The sequence below is a fragment of the Aquibaculum sediminis genome, from assembly GCF_040712085.1.
Classification (GTDB): domain Bacteria; phylum Pseudomonadota; class Alphaproteobacteria; order Kiloniellales; family DSM-21159; genus Aquibaculum; species Aquibaculum sediminis.
This window is the reverse complement of sequence record NZ_JBFCVK010000001.1, coordinates 1-20,807: the sequence shown is the minus strand read 5'-3', so window position 1 is coordinate 20,807 and position 20,807 is coordinate 1. Positions and strand designations below refer to the sequence as shown.

At 64.2% G+C, this 20,807-nt stretch carries 20 protein-coding genes; 8 read left to right on the top strand and 12 right to left on the bottom strand.

Going from position 1 to position 20,807, the window contains the following annotated elements:
• Positions 1-106: 106 nt before the first annotated feature.
• The 6 genes from ABZ720_RS00100 to tmk are packed head-to-tail and all read right to left on the bottom strand — an operon-like array spanning position 107 to position 5,440.
• Complete coding sequence (locus ABZ720_RS00100) at positions 107-508, bottom strand: DUF1499 domain-containing protein (RefSeq protein WP_366552541.1); 402 nt, start codon at positions 506-508, stop codon at positions 107-109.
• Between the two features lie 4 nt (positions 509-512).
• Positions 513-1,298, bottom strand: a complete 786-nt coding sequence (locus tag ABZ720_RS00095) for an MBL fold metallo-hydrolase (protein WP_366552539.1) — start codon at positions 1,296-1,298, stop codon at positions 513-515.
• Positions 1,295-2,080, bottom strand: coding sequence for a TatD family hydrolase (locus ABZ720_RS00090; RefSeq protein ID WP_366552537.1), 786 nt, complete (start codon positions 2,078-2,080; stop codon positions 1,295-1,297). The genes ABZ720_RS00095 and ABZ720_RS00090 overlap by 4 nt, the downstream gene beginning before the upstream one ends.
• Positions 2,080-3,639 (bottom strand): methionine--tRNA ligase, encoded by a 1,560-nt coding sequence (gene metG, locus ABZ720_RS00085; protein WP_366552535.1) that lies wholly within the window; start codon positions 3,637-3,639, stop codon positions 2,080-2,082. The genes ABZ720_RS00090 and metG overlap by 1 nt, the downstream gene beginning before the upstream one ends.
• A gap of 29 nt (positions 3,640-3,668) precedes the next feature.
• Positions 3,669-4,808, bottom strand: coding sequence for a DNA polymerase III subunit delta' (locus ABZ720_RS00080; protein WP_366552533.1), 1,140 nt, complete (start codon positions 4,806-4,808; stop codon positions 3,669-3,671).
• A complete protein-coding gene (gene tmk / locus ABZ720_RS00075; RefSeq protein ID WP_366552531.1) occupies positions 4,805-5,440 on the bottom strand; it encodes a dTMP kinase in 636 nt (211 codons plus the stop codon). The genes ABZ720_RS00080 and tmk overlap by 4 nt, the downstream gene beginning before the upstream one ends.
• A gap of 183 nt (positions 5,441-5,623) precedes the next feature.
• On the opposite strand from tmk, the gene ABZ720_RS00070 reads away from it, so the two are divergent.
• The 3 genes from ABZ720_RS00070 (at position 5,624) to rsmA (ending at position 10,118) form a co-directional block, all read left to right on the top strand.
• The gene (locus ABZ720_RS00070) at positions 5,624-7,816 is read left to right on the top strand and encodes an LPS-assembly protein LptD (protein ID WP_366552529.1); all 2,193 of its coding nucleotides are present in this window, start codon (positions 5,624-5,626) and stop codon (positions 7,814-7,816) included.
• Positions 7,817-7,939: 123 nt separating this feature from the next.
• A complete protein-coding gene (locus ABZ720_RS00065; protein WP_366552527.1) occupies positions 7,940-9,196 on the top strand; it encodes a peptidylprolyl isomerase in 1,257 nt (418 codons plus the stop codon).
• A 31-nt stretch (positions 9,197-9,227) separates the two neighbouring features.
• Entirely contained in the window at positions 9,228-10,118 is an 891-nt protein-coding gene (rsmA, locus tag ABZ720_RS00060; RefSeq protein WP_438264069.1) for a 16S rRNA (adenine(1518)-N(6)/adenine(1519)-N(6))-dimethyltransferase RsmA, read from the top strand.
• Between the two features lie 10 nt (positions 10,119-10,128).
• Here rsmA and ABZ720_RS00055 read toward each other — a convergent pair whose 3' ends face one another.
• The 5 genes from ABZ720_RS00055 to ABZ720_RS00035 all read right to left on the bottom strand — a co-directional run bounded on the left by ABZ720_RS00055 (position 10,129) and on the right by ABZ720_RS00035 (position 15,073).
• Positions 10,129-10,752 carry a glutathione S-transferase family protein gene (locus ABZ720_RS00055; RefSeq protein WP_366552523.1) on the bottom strand — a complete coding sequence of 208 codons (624 nt, stop codon included), beginning with the start codon at positions 10,750-10,752 and terminating at the stop codon, positions 10,129-10,131.
• 55 nt (positions 10,753-10,807) lie between these two features.
• Complete coding sequence (locus tag ABZ720_RS00050) at positions 10,808-11,989, bottom strand: trans-sulfuration enzyme family protein (protein ID WP_366552521.1); 1,182 nt, start codon at positions 11,987-11,989, stop codon at positions 10,808-10,810.
• A 3-nt stretch (positions 11,990-11,992) separates the two neighbouring features.
• Positions 11,993-12,697: a glutathione S-transferase N-terminal domain-containing protein gene (locus tag ABZ720_RS00045; protein WP_366552519.1), complete on the bottom strand. Its 705-nt coding sequence runs from the start codon at positions 12,695-12,697 to the stop codon at positions 11,993-11,995.
• A 102-nt stretch (positions 12,698-12,799) separates the two neighbouring features.
• Positions 12,800-13,453, bottom strand: a complete 654-nt coding sequence (locus ABZ720_RS00040; RefSeq protein ID WP_366552517.1) for a phosphoribosyltransferase — start codon at positions 13,451-13,453, stop codon at positions 12,800-12,802.
• Between the two features lie 78 nt (positions 13,454-13,531).
• A complete protein-coding gene (locus ABZ720_RS00035; protein ID WP_366552515.1) occupies positions 13,532-15,073 on the bottom strand; it encodes an AMP-binding protein in 1,542 nt (513 codons plus the stop codon).
• A 208-nt stretch (positions 15,074-15,281) separates the two neighbouring features.
• On the opposite strand from ABZ720_RS00035, the gene ftsH reads away from it, so the two are divergent.
• The 5 genes from ftsH (at position 15,282) to ABZ720_RS00010 (ending at position 20,580) form a co-directional block, all read left to right on the top strand.
• Positions 15,282-17,189 carry an ATP-dependent zinc metalloprotease FtsH gene (gene ftsH / locus ABZ720_RS00030; protein ID WP_438264057.1) on the top strand — a complete coding sequence of 636 codons (1,908 nt, stop codon included), beginning with the start codon at positions 15,282-15,284 and terminating at the stop codon, positions 17,187-17,189.
• Positions 17,190-17,539: 350 nt separating this feature from the next.
• On the top strand, positions 17,540-18,598 hold the full coding sequence (locus tag ABZ720_RS00025; protein ID WP_366553513.1) for a methionine ABC transporter ATP-binding protein: 1,059 nt from the start codon (positions 17,540-17,542) through the stop codon (positions 18,596-18,598).
• Complete coding sequence (locus ABZ720_RS00020) at positions 18,543-19,232, top strand: methionine ABC transporter permease (protein WP_366552513.1); 690 nt, start codon at positions 18,543-18,545, stop codon at positions 19,230-19,232. The genes ABZ720_RS00025 and ABZ720_RS00020 overlap by 56 nt, the downstream gene beginning before the upstream one ends.
• Positions 19,233-19,260: 28 nt before the next feature.
• Entirely contained in the window at positions 19,261-20,058 is a 798-nt protein-coding gene (locus ABZ720_RS00015) for a MetQ/NlpA family ABC transporter substrate-binding protein (protein WP_366552511.1), read from the top strand.
• Between the two features lie 72 nt (positions 20,059-20,130).
• Positions 20,131-20,580 (top strand): iron-sulfur cluster assembly scaffold protein, encoded by a 450-nt coding sequence (locus tag ABZ720_RS00010; protein WP_366552508.1) that lies wholly within the window; start codon positions 20,131-20,133, stop codon positions 20,578-20,580.
• An 11-nt stretch (positions 20,581-20,591) separates the two neighbouring features.
• Here ABZ720_RS00010 and ABZ720_RS00005 read toward each other — a convergent pair.
• Positions 20,592-20,807, bottom strand: a 216-nt coding sequence (locus tag ABZ720_RS00005; RefSeq protein WP_366552506.1) for a hypothetical protein, incomplete at its 5' end; no start/stop codon positions are given.

Here is a 20,807-nt window from a genome sequence, read left to right as displayed (position 1 = left end):
TCTGCCGAACGTTAAAAACGCATAATGTATATTATGGAAAGAACGAACGGGTGAGGACGATAGCTCGGAGACGCCAGTCGATCTGGTAGAGGCTGGCTCTTGCCGATCAGCGACGGCCCAGTTTGCGCAACCAGCGCCGGACCCGCCGAGCGTTCACCCCCATGTCCCACCAACCGACCCGTGAGCGGCCGAGAAGGTAAAGGCTGGAGGTATCCGCTGTGAGTTCAACGAACTCCACGGTGATCTCATCGACGAACTTGAAGAGCCTACTCTTCTGGGTGAACCGATAGCGATTGTGAACTGACTGATCAGCGATGAGCGCAACGCGGGCTTCGGCACTGGCCACCTCGAAAAAGCGCGCCTGCAGTTCCGTCATGGGCATGGGATAGACCGGTGCCTCCATCTTGCAGGCGGCCAGACCGGACTGCGGCGGACAGGCTAGAAACCAGTTCGGTGAAGCCGGGACCGTCAGGTCGGTAAAACTGAACTGCTTGAGTTCCCGCTGCATCGCCCTAATCCGCAATCTCTGCAATCAGCCCATCGTAGGCCGGTTCGACCCCCGGCGGACAGGCTGCGCGCAGGGTTTTATAATCCATTTCATGATTGAGGTGGGTCAAAAGCGCGCGCTTCGGCTTGACCCGCTCGATCCAGCGCAGCGTCTGCTCAAAATGCGAATGGGTCGGGTGTTCTCTATAGCGTAGACAGTCAACGATCCAGAGGTCGATGCCGCGCAAGGCCGCAAAGGCAGCTTCATCCAATTCCTTGGCATCGGTCGAGTAAGCCATTGATCCGATGCGATATCCGGTGCTGATGACATTGCCGTGATTCTGCGCAAAGGCCTGGGCCGACAGCCCGAGCAGATCGAAGGATCCATCGTCCACCGTCCGATCGTCGTAGATCGCCGGATAAAGGCGGCTGGCCGTATGACTCGACGCGAAGGCATAGTCGAAGCGCGCGGTGATCTGGGCGTGATCGCGCTGGGAAATGTAAGCCGGGATGGAGGCCTTGCGCCTGTTTGCCATGGACCGCAACTCATCCAGGCCGTGCAGGTGATCCGCATGGGCGTGGGTCAGGAGCACCGCGTCGACCTGCTCCACCGCATTGTCCAGCAACTGGAGGCGCAGATCCGGCGAGGTGTCGATCAGGACCGCCCTGCCCTGTGATTCCACCAGGATCGAGCACCGTCGGCGCCGGTTGCGCGGGTGCTCTGGATCGCAGCGTCCCCAGTGACCGCCGGGCGAGCCCTCCGCCAGCGGCACGCCAGCGGAACCACCGCAGCCCAGGACCGTCACCTTCATTGCGGCGCCGGCACCTTGGAGAAGAGGCGGAAAAAGTTTGCCGTTGTCGCTTCGGCCAATTCCTCCCCTGATACGCCCATGAGCTCAGCCATCTTCTCCGCCGTGTGCACCACGTAGGCCGGCTCGTTGCGCTTTCCGCGCTTGGGCACCGGAGCGAGATAAGGTGCATCCGTCTCCACGAGCAGGCGCTCCACGGGCACCTGCTGCACGGTTTCGCGCAGCGCCTCGGCCTTCTTGAAGGTCACCACGCCAGCCAGGGAAATGTAGAAGCCGATCTCCAGGGCGGCCTGCGCCAGTTCCGGACCAGCCGTGAAGCAGTGAATGACGCCGGGAAAGGGCCCGCGGGCATGCTCTTCTTGCAGGATAGCCACTGTGTCGGCATCGGCATCGCGCGCATGCACGATGAGCGGCAGTCCGCTTTCCCGCGCCGCGGCTATATGCGTCCGGAAAGAGCGCTGCTGGGCGTCGCGCGGACTGTGCTCATAGAAGTAGTCCAGGCCGGTTTCGCCAATTCCGACCACCTTGGGGTGCTCGCTGCGCGACAGCAGGCTCTGGGGATCCTCGACCCCCTCCTCCCCTGCTTCATGCGGATGCACGCCGACGGAGCAGTAGACTGCCTCGAAGCGCTCGGCGATGCCGCGGATGGTGTCGAACTCGCTGAGCTTGGTGGAGATGGTGACCAGGCGTCCGACGCCGGCTCTTTGCGCGCGCGCCACTACCTCTTCGAGTGACTCTCCCTCGCGCTCCAGGTAGTCGAGGTGGCAATGGGAATCGACCAGCATCACGCCCCGCCCTCCTCCGCAGCCTCCACGAAGCGCGGAAAGACGCCCTCGGGCCTCGGCAAGGGCGTGCCTGGGACGAGTGCCGCCTCGATCTGGTCGAAGTCGCGCGCGTCGGTCGGCACAGCGAGCTGATCGAGCATCGCCGCCATAGCGTCGGGCATGACGGGCTGGTTCAGCAGAGCCAGCCGGCGCACCGTTTCGGCCAGCACCCAGAGCACCGTCTGCATTCTGGCGGGATCGGTTTTACGCAGGGCCCAGGGGGCCTGCTCGTCCACATAGCGGTTGGCATCGCCGACCACCTGCCAGGCTGCCTCCAGGCCGCGATGGAAGGCCTGCTGGTCGTAGAATTCGCGCAGGCGATTACGCAAGCCCGCGGCCTTGTCGAGCAGCGCCTGGTCGCCCTCCTGCAGGGCGCCGGCTTGAGGCACCGCGCTGCCACAGTTCTTGGCGATCATCGACAGAACGCGTTGCGCCAGGTTGCCGAGGTCGTTGGCCAGGTCGCCGTTGATGCGGGCCACCATCGACTCGTGACTGATATAGCCGTCGGAGCCGAAAGGCACCTCGCGCAGCAGGTAGTAGCGCACCGGGTCCAGACCGTAGGTGTCCACCAGTTCCTGGGGGCGCAGCACATTGCCGATGGATTTCGACATCTTCTGGCCGCGGTTCATCAGCCAGCCATGGGCAAAGACCCGTCGGGGCAAGGGCACCTCTGCCGCCATGAGGAAGGCCGGCCAATAGACGGCATGAAATCGCAGAATGTCCTTGCCCACCATGTGCAGATTGGCGGGCCAGAAACGCTGAAAGGTTTCGCTGTCGGTGTCGGGATAGCCCGCAGCAGTGATGTAGTTCGTCAGCGCATCGAGCCAGACGTACATGATGTGCTCGGGATCGCCCGGCACGGGGATGCCCCAGTTGAAGGTGGTGCGGCTGACCGAGAGGTCGCGCAGCCCGCCTTTCACGAAGGAGACCACTTCATTGCGGCGGCTGTCCGGCCCAATGAAATCCGGGTTGCGGTCGTAGTGATCGAGCAGGCGGTCTTGCCAGTCGGACAGGCGGAAAAAGTAGGAGGGTTCCTCCACCCACTCCACCTCGGCGCCGGAGGGCGCCACCAGCTGGCCATCCTCGGTCTTGGTCAGCTCGTCCTCGCCATAGAAGGCTTCGTCACGAACTGCGTACCAGCCGGCATACTTGTCCAGATAGATGTCGCCGGAGGCCACCAGTTTCTCCCACAACGCCTGGCAGGAGCGGTGGTGGCGCTCCTCGGTGGTGCGGATGAAGTCGTCGTAGGAAAAGTTCATCACCGCAGCCAGGTCGCGGAAGTTCTGGCTCACCCGATCCGTGAAGGCCTGGGGCTCCTCCCCGGCCTTCTGCGCCGACTTCTCCACCTTCTGTCCGTGCTCATCGGTGCCGGTCAGGAAGAAAACCTCCTTGCCGTCGAGGCGCATGAAGCGCGCCAGGACATCACAGGCCAGCGTCGTGTAGGCATGGCCGATGTGCGGCACGTCGTTGACGTAATAGATCGGCGTCGTGATGTAGTAGCTATCTGTCCGGACAGACATCGGTGCAGTTCAACTCCAGGAAGGCGCTATCAAACGGCGCGCGCCGCGGTCACGGCAGCGAGGCGATCCAGGGCGGTGAGGACTACCTGCTTCCGATCCAGGCTCGCGCGTTCAGCCTGGGAAAATAGGCGCTCAAGGTTCTCCCACAGCGTCAACCACTGCGCAAGCGTACCTCGGGCGAGCAGGCGCTGCGCCAGCCCCTCCTCTTGCGGGACCAGGGCTTCGTTCTCTTGACCGCGCGCGGCCGTCTGAATCAGGCGCCCCAACCACCAGAGCAGCAAGTCGGACAGGGTGCGCAACCGCCGGCCGCTGGCATCGCGGGCAACGCTCTCGGCAAAGGCATGGCTGGTCACGGGGTCAAGGCGCGGCGCATCGGCCAGCACCGTCAGCAGACCCTCGTACAGGTCGGCACCCCCCTCCTCAGCCAGCTCGAGCGCACGCCCGATACTGCCCTCGCCCAGGCGCGCCAGCAGCAGGCGTTGCCCCGGGTCGGCCTCAGGAAGTTCCCGCTCCAACAACGCCAGCACCGTTGCCCCCTCCAGAGGCTTCAAAGCCAGCCGTCGACAGCGCGAGCGAATGGTCGGCAACAAGCGGCCGGGTGCGTGGCTGACGAGAAGCAGCACAGCATTGGCCGGCGGCTCTTCCAGTACCTTCAGCAGCGCGTTGGCCGCGTTGACGTTCATCTCGTCGGCGGTGTCGACTATGCCCACGCGCCAGCCACCTTCGGCGGCTGTCATGTGCAGAAAGCTGTTGAGATGGCGTATGGACTCGACGTCGATATCGCGCTTCAGCTTGCCGTCGTCGCGCGCGCGTCGCTCGATGCTGAGCAGATCGGCGTGGCTTTGGGCTGCCACCCGACGGAAGACCGGGTGGTCGGGCGCCAAAGCCAGACCGTCTGGCAGACTCTCTGTAGGCGCGGTTTCAAACAGCGCCGGACCGGCCGCTGCAGCTTCGTCCCGGCTCAAGAGGAAACGGGCAAAGCGGTAGGCCAGGGTGGCCTTGCCTATGCCGCGCGGGCCGGTGAGCAGCCAGGCGTGCGGTAGGCGGCCGCTTTGATAGGCGCGCAGCAGCCTCTGCTCCGCCTCCTGCTGGCCCAGCAGCTCAGCCGTTTGGCGAGGATGCGCAGGAGCTTCCGCCGAGCTGTCCTGGCGGGCCTTGCCACGACTCACAGCGACACCCCCAGGCGTGTACCAACGCTCTGCCGCACCTGCAGCGTCACCGCTTCGACAGGCTGCGTGGCGTCGATGCGGGCAAAACGAAGTGGTTCCGCGGCGGCCATGGCCAGAAAACCTTGTCGCACCCTTTCATGGAAGGCGTGCGTCAGGCCTTCGAAGCGCTCCGCCGCCCCGTGGCGGCCTGCCGCTCGCGCCAGGCCCAACTCCACCGGCAAGTCGAACAGCAGAGTCAGATCCGGCTGCTTCTCGCCGACGGTAAAGCGATAGAGGGCGCGAAGCGGCTCGAGCGGGAGTTCACGCCCATAGCCCTGATAGGCATAGGTCGAATCGGCGAAGCGATCGCAGATGACCCAGGCACCTTGCGCGAGCGCCGGCTCGATCCGCGTGACGAAGTGGTCGCGCCGTGCGGCAAAGACCAACAGCGCTTCCGTCTGCGCATCCCAACGACCGGCGGCCCCATGCACCAGCAGTTCGCGGATTTCTTCAGCGCCAGGGCTGCCTCCGGGCTCGCGTGTTTCCAGCACCTCCAGGCCCGCGCTGCGCAAGGCCGCCGCAAGTGCGCGGCAATGGGTCGACTTGCCCGCCCCTTCTCCGCCTTCCAAGGTGATGAACTTCCCGCGCGTCATGCGGCCGAGACTGCCCCGCGCTGCAGAAAGGGTCAACGCGATGCTCTGCGCCGTCTGATCAACATGGGACAGGCCGTTGAAGGAGAGTCGGAGATCGGCCCTAGGATTAAGGCCTCCGCCGCGCTAAAGGTCGCAGGGTCGGCTGGCCGGGATTCGCGGCGGGCTGCAGGCAGGGAACGTAAGATGCGCAGACTGATCGGGGGCTGCCGGCAATGCTTGGTGCGTGCGTGGTGCGCCGGTTTTGCATGCCTGCTCGCCGGCGTGCTTTTCATGGCCGGACCTACCTTGGCGCAGCAGCCTGATGCATTGCTCAGTGCCCGGGAGGTGATTCAGGACCGCGACGCCGGCACCATCACCGCGCAGGGCGATGTCGAGGTGGCCTACGGCACGCGGACCCTTCGGGCCGACAGGATTGTCTATCACACCGAGCGCGACGTGATCCTCGCCGAAGGGAATGTGGCGATCATCGACGACAACGGTGATGTCGTCTTCGCCGAGCGCGCCGAGGTCACCAGCGACCTGGACGAGGCCTTCGTCAACCAGGTTCGCGCGTTGCTGCGCGAGAGCAGCCGCATGACGGCGGCGAATGCGGTGCGCACCGACGGCAATCTGACGGTTTTCAACAAGGCCCGCTTCACCCCCTGCAGCCGCTGCACCTTCGGGAAAGACGAGCAACCGCTCTGGCACCTGGAGGCCGATGAAGTCGCTCACGACCAGGAAGCTCAGACCCTGCGCTATCGCAATGCGCGGCTGAACATGTTTGGCATTCCGGTTGCCTATACCCCCTACTTTCAGCATGCGGACTGGACGGTGACGCGTCAGAGCGGCCTGCTCTCTCCCAGCCTTGGCAGCACCTCATACCAGGGTACCTACGTCAACCTGCCCTACTTCCACGTCATCGACGAAACCTCGGATGTGACAATCACGCCCCGGGTGATGCAAAGGCGTCTGCCCGTGCTCAGTCTGGAGCACCGCCAGCTTCTGCCCTATGGCGAAATGCGCACGGAAGTCAGCGGTACCTATTCACGGCGGCGCGACTTCAACGATCGCTGGCGCGAAGAGAGTTTTCGCGGCCACATCGATGCCAGCGGCCGTTTCTCCCTGACGGATCGCTGGCGAGCTGGCTACGACCTGCGCCGCTCGACAGACCAGAGTTATCTTCGAGCCTACGATTTCGTGGATGATTCCCGTTACGACAGCCACGCCTTTGCCGAGCGCTTCGATGGGCGGAGTTACTTCGGCGCCAACGCCTTCGCCTACCAGATCCTTACAGACGAACTTTCCGAGAAACGGCAGCCGATCGTCCTGCCGCTCCTGGAGTTCAGCCACGCCGGCGAGCCGCAGTGGGGCAGCGCCTATCCGACACTCGATGCCAGCCTGCTTTCCATTGCCCGGAGGGAGGGACGAGAGGTGGGCCGCCTGTCGGTGACGCCCGGCGTCACGCTTCCTGCCATCGGTCGCTTCGGCGAGGTCTACAAGTTTCGCGCCGCCGTGCAGATGGATGGCTACTGGACCCAGGGGCACCAACCGGGTTCCACCGACCCGGACCCCGCCAATCCCGATGACCAGATCACCACCGGACGAATCTTCCCGCATGCCTCGCTGGAAGTGCGTTATCCCTGGCTGATCCAGAGCGACGGCTTCCAGCAGACCGTGGAACCAATCGTGCAGTTCGTTGCCGCTCCTTCGGGAGGAAACCATCGTCGCATTCCCAACGAGGACAGCGTCGACATAACCTTCGACGACACCAACCTCTTCTCCGTCAACCGCTATCCGGGCCTAGATCGCGTCGATAGCGGTTCGCGCGTCGACTACGGCATGAACTACTCGCTTGCCACCGGCGAGGGCTTCTACAGCGAACTGTTCCTTGGTCAAAGCTACCGCTTCGAGAGCAACAACTCTTTTCCAAACGACAGCGGGTTGCGCAATCGCCGTTCAGACTTCGTCACCCGCCTGCGCCTGCGCCCCATCGACGAGATCGATCTCGTCTACCGCGCCAGACTCGATCAAAGTAGCCTGCGCCCTGTGCAGCAGGAAGCGGAAGCGCGGCTGGGACCTGACTATCTGAACGTCGAGCTAGGCTACATGGACTTGCCGGATTTGAGCGACCAGAGCTTTTTCGGTCGCCGCGAAGAGGTTTCCGGCCAGATTAACGCTCAGCTTTCGCGTCGATGGTACGCCTCCGCCTATGCCACCCGGGACCTGGCCGAGGACTACACGCCGCGCGTCGGGCTGGCACTGGGATTCGAGTGCGAGTGTTTCAATTTCAGCGCCGGGGTCGAGCGGCGCCGCTATCGGGATCGGGAAATCGAGCCAGGCTACAACTTCCTCTTCAACATCACCTTCCGCTATCTCGGCGGCGCGGGCGCCAATTAGCCGTGCTTGTATTGCTTACAGCCCGAAACGTCCTCGCGCGTTGTTCGCGGTGTAACAGCCGCTTATAGTGCCGGCGCTTGGCCCGGTGGGCTGTAGTGCGACCATGTAAAGGGTAACGCCGATATGAGAATTCTTGTCCTCACCCTGCTGATTGCCCTCGTCTGGCCTCTGTCGGGTCCACGGCAATCCGCGGCTCAGGACGTTTTCACCGCGGCCGCCGTGGTGAACGACGAGGTGATTTCGCGACTGGATTTCGAGGGCCGGATTCGCGTGGCCCTGCTGGCGTCGGGCCTGCCCGAGAGCGAAGAGACTCTGAACCAGATCGCCGGTCCGGTGTTGCGGCAGTTGATCGACGAGCAACTCCAGCGCCAGGAAGCCGAGCGCCTGTCCATCTCGGTGTCTAAGGAGGAGATCGACCAGGCACTGGCGCAGATGGCGCAGCGTAACGATATGACGCCCGAGCAGTTCGTTAACATGCTGGAAGGCAACGGCGCGCCGCTGCAGTCGATCCAGGATCAGCTTCGGGCGAGCGTGGCCTGGAACAAGATCCTGACGGCGCAGGTGGTTCCTGATGTGCAGGTGACCGAGGAAGAGATCGATCAAGCAGTCGACCGCATGAGCGGCCAGGACGCAGAGGTTCAGGCGCGCTTTGCCGAGATCTTCATCCCCTTCCAGGGCACGGCGGAGGAGAACGAAGCGCGTCAGCTTTCCGAGCGCCTGATCGACCAGCTCGCGCAGGGCGCCAGCTTCCAGCAGCTTGCCGCCCAGTTTTCGCAGTCGCCGACCGCCGCGGCCGGAGGTGATCGCGGTTTTGTGTCCCAATCTCGCCTGGCGCCTGACATCGCCAGCGTCATCGCCGACATGCAGCCCGGCGATCTCGCCGGTCCCATTCCTTCGGTCAATGGCTACTACATCCTGGTTCTCATCGACCGGCGGCAGGGGGCCATGGGCGGTACCGGCGGGGGCGAAGGCCGTGTGCGAATGACCCAGATTGCCTGGGAAGCGGAGCCCGGCCAGGAGGAAGCAGTGATGCGCCAGGCTGAGGAAGCGACCGTGTCCATCGACTCCTGTGCCGCGGCCGAAGCTCTGGCCGCCGACATTGGGGCCGCGGGCTCCGGGGACATGGGTTTCATCAACACGCAGGACATGTCCGATGAACTGCGCTCGCTGGCGCTGAACCTACCGCAGGGTGTGCCCAGCCCCCCGATCTTTACCGGAGAGAGCGTCATGGTCCTTTTTGTCTGCGACCGGGAGATCGAAGGCGGGAACTTTGATCGGGACGCGGTAGCGGAAAGCCTGCGCCGCGAACGTCTGGACATGCTGTCGGCCCGCTATATGCGCGACCTGAGGCGTGCCGCGAACATCGATGTTCGCCTATAGCGAATGGGCGTGATTGGGCGTCGCCGTTGTGATCACTGACCAATCACCGGAAATGACGTCCGACCCCGTCGCTGCCTTGCCGCCGCTGCGCGAAGTGATCGCGCAGCATGAACTTGCTGCCCGCAAGAGCCTCGGACAGCACTTTCTCCTCGACCTCAACCTGACCCGCCGCATCACGCGCCTGGCCGCCCCGATGCAGGGCGCGACAGTCATCGAGGTTGGGCCGGGTCCCGGCGGACTGACACGGGCCCTGCTCCTTGAAGGCGCAGAGCGTCTGATTGCAGTCGAGAAGGACCGGCGCTGCCAGGTGGCGCTGGCGTCACTCGTCGAGGCTTCGGACAAGCGGCTGTCCCTCATCGAGGCCGATGCGCTCAGGCTGCCGCTAGCGGACCTGGGCACCGCGCCGCGCATGATCGTGAGCAACCTGCCCTACAACATCGGGACGGCACTGCTCACCGCGTGGCTGCAGCAGATTGCTGTGGACCCGGCGGTTCTCGATCGACTGGTCTTGATGTTTCAGAAGGAGGTGGCCGAGCGGCTCGTTGCCGCGCCCAGGAGCAAGGCCTACGGCCGTCTGGCCGTGTTCACCCAGTGGCTCTGCGAGGCCGACATCGTTTTCGACATCCCCGCATCCGCCTTCACGCCGCCGCCGAAAGTGGTCTCCAGCGTTGTTTTGTTGCGGCCACGCGCGCAGCCCCTGGCGCCCTGCCGCTTGTCGGATCTCGAGCGTGTGACGGCGGCTGCCTTCGGGCAGCGGCGCAAAATGCTGCGCCAATCCCTGAAGGGCTTGGGTGTGTCCCCCGCCCTGCTGCTGCAGGACAGCGGAATCGCTGAAACCGCCCGCGCGGAAGAACTTTCAGTGGAAGAGTTCTGCCTCCTGGCCCGCAAGCTTCAGGCGCTCTCGGAGCAGGAGGCAGACTGATCCGGTTGGCCTACTTGGGCACCACCCTGCCCCGCTGAACCGCTGGGCGTGCCGCCATGGCATCGAACCAGCGTTTCACGTTCGGGAAATCGGCGAGATCGACCTGCTGCCATTCGTGGCGGCCCGCCCAGGGGAAGGTCGCGATATCGGCCATGGAGTAGCTGTTTCCAGCCAGCCATTCTGCCTCGCCGAGCCGCTTGTCTAGCACGCCGTAGAGCCGACGCGTTTCATTGGAATAGCGGTTCTTGGCGTAGGGCACGTCCTCCTTGGCGAAGCGCAAGAAGTGGTGGGCCTGTCCGAGCATGGGACCGAAACCGCCCATCTGCCACATCAGCCACTGTATCGCCTCCCAGTAGGCCCGCGGCTCCTGCGGCATGAGTTGGCCGGTTTTCTCAGCGAGGTAGAGCAGGATGGCGCCGGATTCGAAGAGCGCCAGTGGTTTTCCCTCGGGGCCGTCCGGATCAACGATGGCCGGGATCTTGTTGTTCGGGCTGATCTTCAGGAAGTCCGGCGCGAGCTGCTCGTCCTTGGTGATGTTGATGGGGTGCACGTTGTAGGGCAGCCCCAGTTCCTCGAGAGCAATGGAAACCTTGTACCCGTTGGGTGTGCTCCAGGTGTAGAGGTCGATGGTCATGAGTCTCCCTTCCTTGCCTTCGGGCAACGTGAATTTTTCAGATGATGCGTGTCGGTCAGGCGCTGGTGCTGCGGTCGAAGACGGCGGCCTGCAGTGCCTGCTCCAGGTCCGCCGCCAGGTCCTCCGGATGCTCCAGGCCGATCGACAGGCGCAGCAGGTTTTTCGGCACCGGGCTGTCGGGGCCTTCGACCGTGGCGCGGTGCTCGATCAGGCTCTCCACGCCTCCCAGGGAGGTCGCCGGAAGAACGAGGCGGCAGGCCTTGACCACCTCGATTGCCTCCTCGGCGCCGCCTTTCACCAGCAGGCTCATCATGCCGCCGAAGCCGCCGGTCATCTGTCGATCGGCAATGGCGTGCCCGGGATGGTCCGACAGACCGGGATAGAGCACAGCCTCCAGGGCCGGGTGGCCGTTGAAGCGCTGCGCCAGCATCCCCGCTGTCTCGCACTGGCGGCGCACCCGCAGTGGCAGTGTGCGCATACCGCGCAACAGCAGCCAGGCTTCGAAGGGCCCCAGAACGGCACCGGTCTGATTGCGGTGCTCGCGGATGCGGGCCCAATGCTCGTCGTGGTGGGCGGTCACCAAGGCGCCTGCCAGCACGTCACCGTGACCGTTCAGGTACTTGGTCGCCGAGTGCATCACCAGATCGGCACCGAGCGCCAGTGGGCGGGTTAAAACCGGCGTGGCCACGGTGTTGTCGACGGCGAGCCGTGCTCCGGCCGCATGCGCCAGGCCTGCCACCGCCGAGATGTCCACGACACGCCAGAGCGGGTTGCTCGGTGTCTCGATCCAGACGAGCCGCGTTTCGCCCGGGCGCAGTGCTGCTTCGACCGCCGGCAGGTCGGTGGCATCCACCAGCGTCAGTCCAAGCCCCCACTCGTCACAGAAGCGGCGGATCCACCCACGCACACCGTAGTAGAGCGCTTCCTGCAGCACGATGTGGTCGCCGGGCCGAAGCCCCATCACCGCTGCATGGACCGCTGCCATACCGGAGGAGAAGAGCAGTGCTTCGGCGCCCCCCTCCAGGCGCGCCAGCAACTCTTCCGTCGAGGTCCAGCTTGGACTGTGCGTGCGGATATAATCGGTCAGCGGCGGCGGCCCGTGATCGGCGCCGCGCGCGAAAGTCGTGGCGGGCTGGATCGGCGGAATAGGCGCGCCGGTCGCGGGATCGAGATAGCCGCCGGCCTGTGCTGCCAGGGTTTCGGGGTGCTGCTGCTCCAGGGGAAAAGGCTTGGCCATGGGTCAGCCCCGCCGCTCGTACTGGGCCGCGCCAAAGAGAATCTCCTTCTCCTTTGCGCTCATTTCCGGGCGCCGCCTGTCAGCGAGAACCTCGATGCCCTGCTGGACGGCCGGCCGGGCAGCGATGCGATCGAACCAGTCGCAGAAATGCGGATAGGCCTCGCGCTCAACCCCTTGGCGCTCCGACGTTCGGGTCCAGGGCCAGGCAGCCATGTCGGCGATGCTGTACTCCTCACCGGCAAGATACGGGGCTTCGGCCAGCCGCTTGTCCAGCACGCCATAGAGACGCTGGGCCTCCTTGCTGTAGCGTTGCTGGCCGTAGGGAATCGGCTCCGGCGCATACTGCAGGAAGTGGTGCGCCTGGCCCAGCATGGGACCCAGCCCACCCATCTGCCACATCAGCCACTGCAGGGCCGTGTAGCGTGAAGCGGGTTCCTCGGGTAGGAAACGCCCATGCTTCTGGGCGAGATAGAGCAGGATCGCACCTGATTCGAACAGCGAGATCGGCTCGCCGTCCGGCCCCTCGGGATCGACGATGGCCGGCATCTTGTTGTTCGGGCTGATTTTGAGGAACGCGGGGTCGAACTGATCGCCGCTGCCGATGTCAATGGGGTGAACCGTGTACGGCAGCTCCAGCTCTTCGAGCAGAATGTGCACCTTGTGCCCGTTGGGCGTGGGCCAGGTGTAGAGCTGGATCGGCTGCGGCATTGGGACCTCCCACGGTCTGCTGTTGGTTGGCAGAAGGTGGCAAGGCCACAGGCGCTTGGCAAGGTGAAGTGAGGGCCGGGGAGGCCAGGCGGCCATTCCCAATCAGGTGGCCTGTGCCCGGGCGAGCGCGTCTGTGACCTCCCGGTCGGAGAGCTGGTGGAAATCGCGGTAATAGAGCCCGATGGCTTCGAAGGGGCTCGGCGTTGCCAGGCACACCACCTCGTCGGCCTCGGCCTTCAGTCGTTCGAGCGTATCCGCTGGGGCGACCGGCACGGCAACAATCAGACGCTGTAGCCCCCTGCCCCGTAACGCCCGCAAAGCGGCGCGCGCCGTCGCCCCAGTTGCCAGCCCGTCGTCCACCACGATCACGCTGCGGCCCTTCAGGTCGAGTGGCGCTCGGCCCTGAAGGTACAGGTCACGGCGGCGCTGGATCTCCTGGGTTTCCCGCTCGACCGCCGCGTCAATGTCCCTGCGGCTCATCCCCGTCCCAGCCACGACATCCTCGTTCAAGACCAGCGCCGGAGGATTGGCGTCGACCAGGGCGCCCGCGGCCAACTCCGGTTGCCAGGGGACTCCGATCTTCCGCACCAGCAGCAGTTCCAGCGGCGCAGCCAGTTCCAACGCAATCTCCAGCGCGACGGCGACGCCACCCCGTGGCAGAGCCAGCACCACCGGCTTGGCCGGGGCATGCCCTTTCAAGACGATGGCCAGTTGGCGGCCGGCCTCGCTGCGATCCTTGAACGGCAGGCTCACCATGTCCGCGGGGCTCCCGACAACGACTGACTGTTGGCCCAACTCTACAGGAGCGCCACAGGGTTCCGTTCGGGCTGGCGCTCAGGTCTCCTCCCCGGAGACCATCATCTTGCGCAGGTCGGTCTTGAGGATCTTACCATAGTTGCTCTTCGGCAGGGCATCGATGAATCGATAGTGCTTGGGTCGCTTGAAGCGTGCGATCTCGTCCAGGCAGAGACGATCCAGGGCCTGCGGATCAGGCTCCGCGCCCTCGCGCATGACCACGAAGGCGACAGTGATCTCACCCCAGTCCGGATCGGCGGCACCGATCACCGAGCATTCCGCGACGCCGGGGTGGCGCAGCAACACCTCCTCGACCTCCCGCGGATAGATGTTGCTGCCGCCGGAGATGATTACATCCTTGGAACGGTCCATGAGCGTGAGGAAGCCCTCTTCGTCCAGGGCGCCCAGATCCCCAGTGTGCAGCCATCCGCCTGCCAGAGTTGTCGCAGTGGCTTCTGCATTTGCCCAATAGCCTTGCATCACGGCCGGGCCGCGCACGATCACTTCACCACTTTCACCCGGCGGCAGAGGCTGGTCCCCTTCCCCGACCACGGCCACTTCCATGAGCAGCTGCGCTTGACCGGCCGACGCAATGCGCTCGCGCCAGCGCGGATGCGTCCGGTCGGCATAGAGATGCTTCGGCAGGGCGGTGATACACATCGGGCTTTCCCCCTGCCCGTAGATCTGCGCCAGGCGGTTGCCAAGCACGCCCAATGCCCGCTCGACATCGGCCACGTACATGGGCGCGCCGCCGTAGACGATGGTCTTCAGGTTGGTGAGGTCGGCTGATGCCGTTGCCGGGTGCTCGACGAGACGGCGGATCATCGTGGGTGCGAAGAAGGCGGTGACACCGCGATACTGCTGCAAGAGGTGCAGCACCTCCTCGGCATCGAAGCCGCCGCTCTCCGGCACCAGATTACAGGCGCCCGCGGCCACGTGAGGCACCAGGTAGAGGCCCGAACCGTGCGACATGGGGGCGGCGTGCAGGATTGTGTCCTGTGGCGCGATGCTGTCCACATCGGCCAGATAGCAGGCCGTCATGGCAAGGAGGTTGCCGTGGCTCAGCATGGCGCCCTTCGGGCGACCGGTGGTGCCGCTGGTATAGAACAACCAGGCCAGATCGTCGCTTCCGGAGGGATGGGGCTGCGACGGCTCACCAGCAGCGATCAGCGCCTCGTAGTCCGCACTCCCGGCTTCTATGACCTCCAGAAGATCATCCAGGCCGCCGGTCACGCCACCGACTGCCGCCGACAGATCCTTCGTTGTGAAGCACAGCCGCGCCCCGCAGTGCTCCAGCATGTAGGCAAACTCCCGTGGATGCAGCTTTGCATTCATGGGAACAGCGGCAAAACCGCCCCACCAGAGTCCAAAGAGCACTTCCAGGTACTGGGGGCAGTTTTTCATGGCGAGCGCCACGCGGTCCCCGGGCTTGAGCACGAAGCGCCGCCGCAGGCCGGCGGCCAGCGCTGATGCGCGCGCCGCAAGCATTTCGTAGTCCTGCAGAACCTGGGTTCCGTATGCCACCGCCGGACGCCCGGCGCCTGCCCCGACGCTGCGCCGAAGCAGCTGTGCCATGCTCATCGTGGTGCTCTCCTCCTTCGGATTCTTGCGCGATTGGAAAAGCTGGCGCCCCTTGCGTCAAGTTGCGCTAGCCTGGGGCCTGCGCGTGAATTCTGCTGAGCCGATTTTGACCGGGATCAAGGCCCCTGCCAGTGTCGCGGGAGACGTTGGGGCATCGGCAAGACTCGAACGGCGCGCAAATCAAACCTTGGATTGAGGTAGAAGCACGGTGACCGACAAGAAGGATGCAGGACGGAAGAGCGGAGAACAGCAGGGAAGCGAGCCGCCTTTCAAGCTCTGGCATCTGATGCTCATCCTGCTCTCGGTGATGCTGCTTCAGAGCTTGCTGGTCGAAAGCGGCACCGTTCGCGACATGCCATACAGCGAGTTTGAGGTCCTGCTTGAAGAGGGGCGCCTGCAGGATATCGAGGTGGCCGAAGATCGAATTACCGGGACGATCAATCCCCCCATGGATGGACAGGAGCGATTCACCACGCGCCGTGTGGATCCTGCTATCGCCGAGCAGCTCAGGAATGAAGGCGTTGTTTTCCGCGGTGCGCCCGGTCCCTCGGTCCTGGCCTCGATCTTCTCCTGGCTGCTGCCCATTCTCGTCTTCTTCGGTATCTGGCTGGTGCTGTTTCGCGGCATTCTACAGCGTCAGGGCGGGGGCATGGGCGGCTTCATGTCCGTGGGCCGCAGCAAGGCCAAGATCTACATGGAAACCGGCGTCAAAGTGAGCTTCGACGATGTCGCCGGCGTGGATGAAGCGAAGGCCGAGCTTCAGGAGATTGTCGAATTCCTGCAGAACCCCGAGCGCTACGGACATCTGGGCGCACGCATTCCCAAGGGCATCCTCCTGGTGGGGCCTCCGGGCACCGGAAAGACGCTGCTCGCCCGCGCCGTTGCAGGCGAAGCGGCGGTGCCCTTCTTTTCGATCAACGGCTCCGAGTTTGTGGAGATGTTCGTCGGCGTCGGCGCGGCCCGGGTGCGCGACCTATTCGAGCAGGCGCGCAAGCACGCCCCGGCCATCATCTTCATCGATGAACTGGATGCCCTGGGCCGTGCACGTGGGGCCTTCAATCCTGGCGGCGGTCATGACGAACGCGAGCAGACACTGAATCAGCTGCTCTCCGAACTCGACGGTTTCGATCCACGCGAAGGGGTCGTGCTGCTCTCAGCCACGAATCGCCCCGAGATTCTGGACCCGGCCCTGCTGCGGGCCGGGCGCTTCGACCGGCAGGTTCTGGTCGACCGGCCTGACAAGACCGGCCGCGCCCAGATCCTGCGGGTGCATCTGCGCAAGATCCGGCTGGCGGAGGATGTCGATGAAGAGGCGATTGCCGGCCTGACCACGGGCTTTACCGGTGCCGACCTTGCCAATCTGGTCAATGAAGCAGCTCTCCTGGCCACGCGCCGCAGGGCGGAAGCCGTTACCCTCGCCGATTTCACCGGGGCAATCGAGCGGATCGTCGCCGGACTCGAAAAGCGCAACCGACTGCTCAACCCCTTGGAGCGCAAGGTTGTGGCCTACCATGAGATGGGCCATGTCCTCGTCGCCCTCGCCCTGCCCGGCAGCGACAAGGTACACAAGGTCTCCATCATCCCGCGCGGTATCGGGTCACTGGGCTACACCATCCAGCGCCCCACCGATGAGCGTTACCTGATGACCCGAGAGGAACTGGAGAACAAGATCGCGGTGCTGCTCGGCGGACGCGCCGCCGAGAGGCTGATCTTCGGCCACCTCTCGACGGGAGCGGCGGACGATCTGGCCAAGGCGACCGACATTGCCCGCTCGATGGTGACCCGATACGGCATGGAGGACAGCCTGGGTCATGTCGCCTATGACCGGGAGCGCAGCAGCTATCTCGGCCAACCGGGCGGTCAGCCGGGAGGTCTGCTTGACCGCAGCTACAGCGAGGCCACGGCGCGCCAGATCGACGAAGCGGTGCGCGGTATTATTGATCGCGTGTTTGGGCGCACCCTTTCCGTTCTGGAGCGCAATCGCGGCCTTTTGGAGCGCGGTGCCGAAGCACTGCTGCAAGTGGAAACGCTCGATGAAGCGGCGTTGAGCAAGCTTGCCGAGGGTCTGGTGCGTACAGACGAGGTCTCGCCGGACAAGCCAACCCCGACAGGTTAGCCTCAGCGCAACTGCATAGCAGTTTCACGCCGTCTCGAAGGGCACTTGACGCTGCGCGCAACAATGTTATCTATGGCGCAACGCACAAACGACTGGCCGGCGTTACCGGCCCGCGGCGATTTGAAGGGCAGCTTGCACCGCGTCATCAACAGCTAAAGCGCCACGAAGGTCTTCGTGGTCCCGCCCTCGTTACGAGCGCAAGGAGCACCGCGATGCACCGATGTCCCCCCTCCCCTTGAGTTCCTGATACGCTGCGCCTGTAGCTGCGCTTGGCGTTGTTTTTCTATGTCCGAAGTCCGCGCCGCCCCTCGTGAGTCGGCCGGCGGGAGCATGAGGTTTCCATGTCTTCGATGATTCGCCTTGAGGCGGTGTCGAAGCGTTATCCTTCCCGAAAGGATAGCGCGGCCGTCACTGCCTTGTCCGAGACCGACTTGACGATTGACCGGGGAGAGATCTTCGGCGTGATCGGCCGCTCCGGTGCGGGAAAGTCCACGCTCATTCGACTGATCAACCTGCTGGAGCGACCCAGCAGTGGGCGTGTTGAGGTTGATGGTGTCGACCTGTCCGCCCTGGATGCGCGGCGCCTGCGCGCTGCGCGGCGCCAGATCGGCATGATCTTCCAGCACTTTAACCTGCTGTCCTCGCGCACCGTCTTCGATAACGTGGCGCTGCCGCTGGAACTCGAAGGCCTGTCGCGCCGGGAAATCAGGGCCAAGGTCGAACCACTGCTCGAGCTCGTCGGGCTCGCCGACAAGGCCGGCCGCTATCCGGCTGAACTTTCGGGCGGTCAGAAGCAGCGTGTGGGCATCGCGCGGGCCTTGGCCACCGAGCCCAAGGTTGTACTGTGCGACGAAGCAACGTCGGCCCTCGACCCTGAAACCACCCGCTCGATCCTCGCCCTCCTGGGCGATATCAATGAAAAGCTGGGCATCACCATCGTGCTGATCACGCACGAGATGCAGGTGATCAAGCAGATCTGTCACCGGGTGGCCGTGCTTGATGACGGCGCAGTTGTGGAACTGGCGCCGGTCGAGTCCGTCTTCACCCGACCGCAGGCTCCGATCACCCGCAGCCTGCTGGCCGCTGCCACCGGGGATGACGTACCGCCGCACCTGCGCACGCGCTTGTCGGAGCACCCGATTGGCGGAGCCGCGCTCCTGCGCCTGCGCTTCTCGGGCCCGGACGCGGAATCTCCCGTCATCTCTCGCCTCACCAAGGCCCAGGGCGTCGACGTCTCGATCCTGCATGGCCAAGTCGATGTCGTGCGTCATGCCGCCTTCGGCACCCTGATCGTTGCCCTGCCCGTTGCCGGCGACACCCTCGCCGCGGCCATTCGTTTTCTGGAGAGTGAAAATGTCGTTGTTGAGCCTCTTGGGTATCTCCCCGCAGATCTCCGCGCTGCTGGTTGAGGCCACACTTCAGACCCTGCAGATGACGGCCATTGCCAGTCTGCTGGGTACGCTGTTCGGCCTGCCGCTCGGGGTGCTGCTCGCGACCAGCGGCCGGGGGGAACTGCTGCAGTGTGTGTCCTTCAACCGGGTGGCGGGTCTGATCGTGAATGCCACGCGTTCGACCCCCTTCATCATCCTCGTGGTGGCGATCATCCCCTTCACGCGCCTGGTGGCTGGGACCTCGATCGGCACCACGGCTGCGATTGTGCCGCTGACCGTGGCCGCCGTGCCTTTCATCGCGCGCATCGTCGAGACGGCAATCCGGGAGGTCGATCAGGGTCTGGTGGAAGCAGCGAAATCCATGGGCGCCACACCGCTGCAGATCATCCGCAAGGTCCTGATCCCCGAGGCTCTGCCCGGCGTCGTGGCCGGTCTCACCCTCGCGATCGTCAGCCTCATCGGCTACTCGGCCATGGTCGGCGCCGTCGGTGGCGGCGGGCTTGGCGACCTCGGCATTCGCTATGGCTATCAGCGTTTCATGCCGGAAATCATGGCGCTGGTCGTCTTGGTTCTCATCGTTCTCGTCCAGGCGGTTCAAACGGCGGGTGATCGTCTTGCCCGACGTGTGAACAAGCGCTTGCGCGACGCCTGACCCCTTAAAGGAAGAAAGGAAATCCTAAATGGTTAAGTCATTGAACCATCTTGCACTTGCTGCCGCAGTGGCCGGCGGTCTCGGCCTTGCCGGAACGGCCCAGGCAGAAACGCTGCGTGTCGGTGTCACGCCCGGACCACATGCCGAAATCATGGAAGTGGTTGCGGAAGTGGCCGCCGAAGAGCAGGGCCTCACCATCGAGATCCTGGAATTCTCCGACTATGTCGTGCCCAATACGGCGCTGGCAGATGGCGAATTGCACCTCAACTCCTTCCAGCATGCGCCCTACCTCGACAACCAAGTGCGTGACCGCGGCTTCGACCTGGTCAATGCCGGTCCGACCGTCGTCTTCCCCATGGGCTTCTATTCCAACAACTACGACAGCTTTGACGAGGTCCCGGAGGGCGCCAGCATTGCCATTCAGAATGACCCGACCAATGGCGGCCGTTCCCTGCTGCTGCTCCAGTCAGCCGGCCTGCTTACCCTCGGCGAGGACACGGGCTTGACCCCGTCGATCCTCGATATCACCGAGAACCCGAAGAACTTCGAGTTCATCGAACTGGACGCCGCGCAGCTGCCGCGTTCGCTGGAGGATGTCGACGTCGCCTCGGTGAATACCAACTATGCCGTGGAAGCCGGTCTGGACCCTAATGAAGACGCCATCCTGCGCGAAGGTCAGGAGAGCCCCTACATGAATATCATCGCCGTGCGCGGCGAGGATCTCGAAGCGGAGTGGCTCGAGCGCTTCTTGGCGGCCTATCACAGCGACCCGGTGCGCGCCTTCGTCGAAGAGCGTTTTCAGGGAGCAGTCGTCTCTGGTTTCTGATTGAAGCCGCCTGCTCTGTCGAAGTTGGAAGCCCCCTCCCCGGGGGCTTCTTTTTTGCCTATGATAGGCGTCATGGATGACGATCTGCTCGATCTCTATAGCGCAAGGCTCATGGCGCATGGGCGCCGCGTGGCGGAGGACCGCAGGCTCGAGGATGCCGATGTGACGGTGTTCCGCCGGTCACCGCTGTGCGGTTCAACCGTGACCCTTGATCTCCGTGTTGAGCAGGACCGGGTGACGGCCCTGGGATACGCCGTGCGCGCCTGCTCTTTGGGCCAGGTGGGGGTGTCAGTACTCTCGGAGATCTTGCCCGGGCGCAGCTTTGCCGAAGCGCGAGCGATCACGGAAGCGGTGCGTGCCATGCTTGCCGGCCAGGGACCGCCGCCCGAGGGCGACTGGGCCGAGCTCGAGCTTCTGGAGCCGGCTATCGAACTGCGCAACCGTCACGGCTCGGTGATGCTGCCCTTCGAGGCGGTGCTGCAGGGCATTGAAGAGGCGGAAGGCCAGGAGCCGAGCGATTAGAGCAGATCGACTCAAATCGGGTTCGCGAAGCGACCCGGTTTGAGTCGTGAATCTGCTCTACACCTTTGATTCAGAGCGGATTCACGGGTTTGTTCTGAACGCTGCGCGTTACAGATCAAACGCGATCCGCTTGTCTTATGAAGATGGCGGTTCATCGGTAGAAGATGAACCATCGCCGGTGCCTGACCCGCACCGGCGATGGCGGGGGACGGATCGTCGATCGGCAG

Excerpts from the sequence above, each read along its gene's own strand:
- ABZ720_RS00035 (WP_366552515.1), bottom strand. The coding sequence starts at position 15,073 with ATGAGCATGGCACAGCTGCTTCGGCGCAGCGTCGGGGCAGGCGCCGGG.
- ABZ720_RS00050 (WP_366552521.1), bottom strand. The coding sequence starts at position 11,989 with ATGGCCAAGCCTTTTCCCCTGGAGCAGCAGCACCCCGAAACCCTGGCA.
- ABZ720_RS00090 (WP_366552537.1), bottom strand. The coding sequence starts at position 2,080 with ATGCTGGTCGATTCCCATTGCCACCTCGACTACCTGGAGCGCGAGGGA.
- ABZ720_RS00045 (WP_366552519.1), bottom strand. The coding sequence starts at position 12,697 with ATGCCGCAGCCGATCCAGCTCTACACCTGGCCCACGCCCAACGGGCAC.
- ABZ720_RS00095 (WP_366552539.1), bottom strand. The coding sequence starts at position 1,298 with ATGAAGGTGACGGTCCTGGGCTGCGGTGGTTCCGCTGGCGTGCCGCTG.
- ABZ720_RS00010 (WP_366552508.1), top strand. The coding sequence starts at position 20,131 with ATGGATGACGATCTGCTCGATCTCTATAGCGCAAGGCTCATGGCGCAT.
- ABZ720_RS00025 (WP_366553513.1), top strand. The coding sequence starts at position 17,540 with ATGATTCGCCTTGAGGCGGTGTCGAAGCGTTATCCTTCCCGAAAGGAT.
- ABZ720_RS00070 (WP_366552529.1), top strand. The coding sequence starts at position 5,624 with ATGCGCAGACTGATCGGGGGCTGCCGGCAATGCTTGGTGCGTGCGTGG.
- ABZ720_RS00020 (WP_366552513.1), top strand. The coding sequence starts at position 18,543 with ATGTCGTTGTTGAGCCTCTTGGGTATCTCCCCGCAGATCTCCGCGCTG.
- ABZ720_RS00015 (WP_366552511.1), top strand. The coding sequence starts at position 19,261 with ATGGTTAAGTCATTGAACCATCTTGCACTTGCTGCCGCAGTGGCCGGC.
- metG (WP_366552535.1), bottom strand. The coding sequence starts at position 3,639 with ATGTCTGTCCGGACAGATAGCTACTACATCACGACGCCGATCTATTAC.
- ABZ720_RS00040 (WP_366552517.1), bottom strand. The coding sequence starts at position 13,453 with ATGGTGAGCCTGCCGTTCAAGGATCGCAGCGAGGCCGGCCGCCAACTG.
- ABZ720_RS00100 (WP_366552541.1), bottom strand. The coding sequence starts at position 508 with ATGCAGCGGGAACTCAAGCAGTTCAGTTTTACCGACCTGACGGTCCCG.
- ABZ720_RS00055 (WP_366552523.1), bottom strand. The coding sequence starts at position 10,752 with ATGACCATCGACCTCTACACCTGGAGCACACCCAACGGGTACAAGGTT.
- tmk (WP_366552531.1), bottom strand. The coding sequence starts at position 5,440 with ATGACGCGCGGGAAGTTCATCACCTTGGAAGGCGGAGAAGGGGCGGGC.
- ABZ720_RS00065 (WP_366552527.1), top strand. The coding sequence starts at position 7,940 with ATGAGAATTCTTGTCCTCACCCTGCTGATTGCCCTCGTCTGGCCTCTG.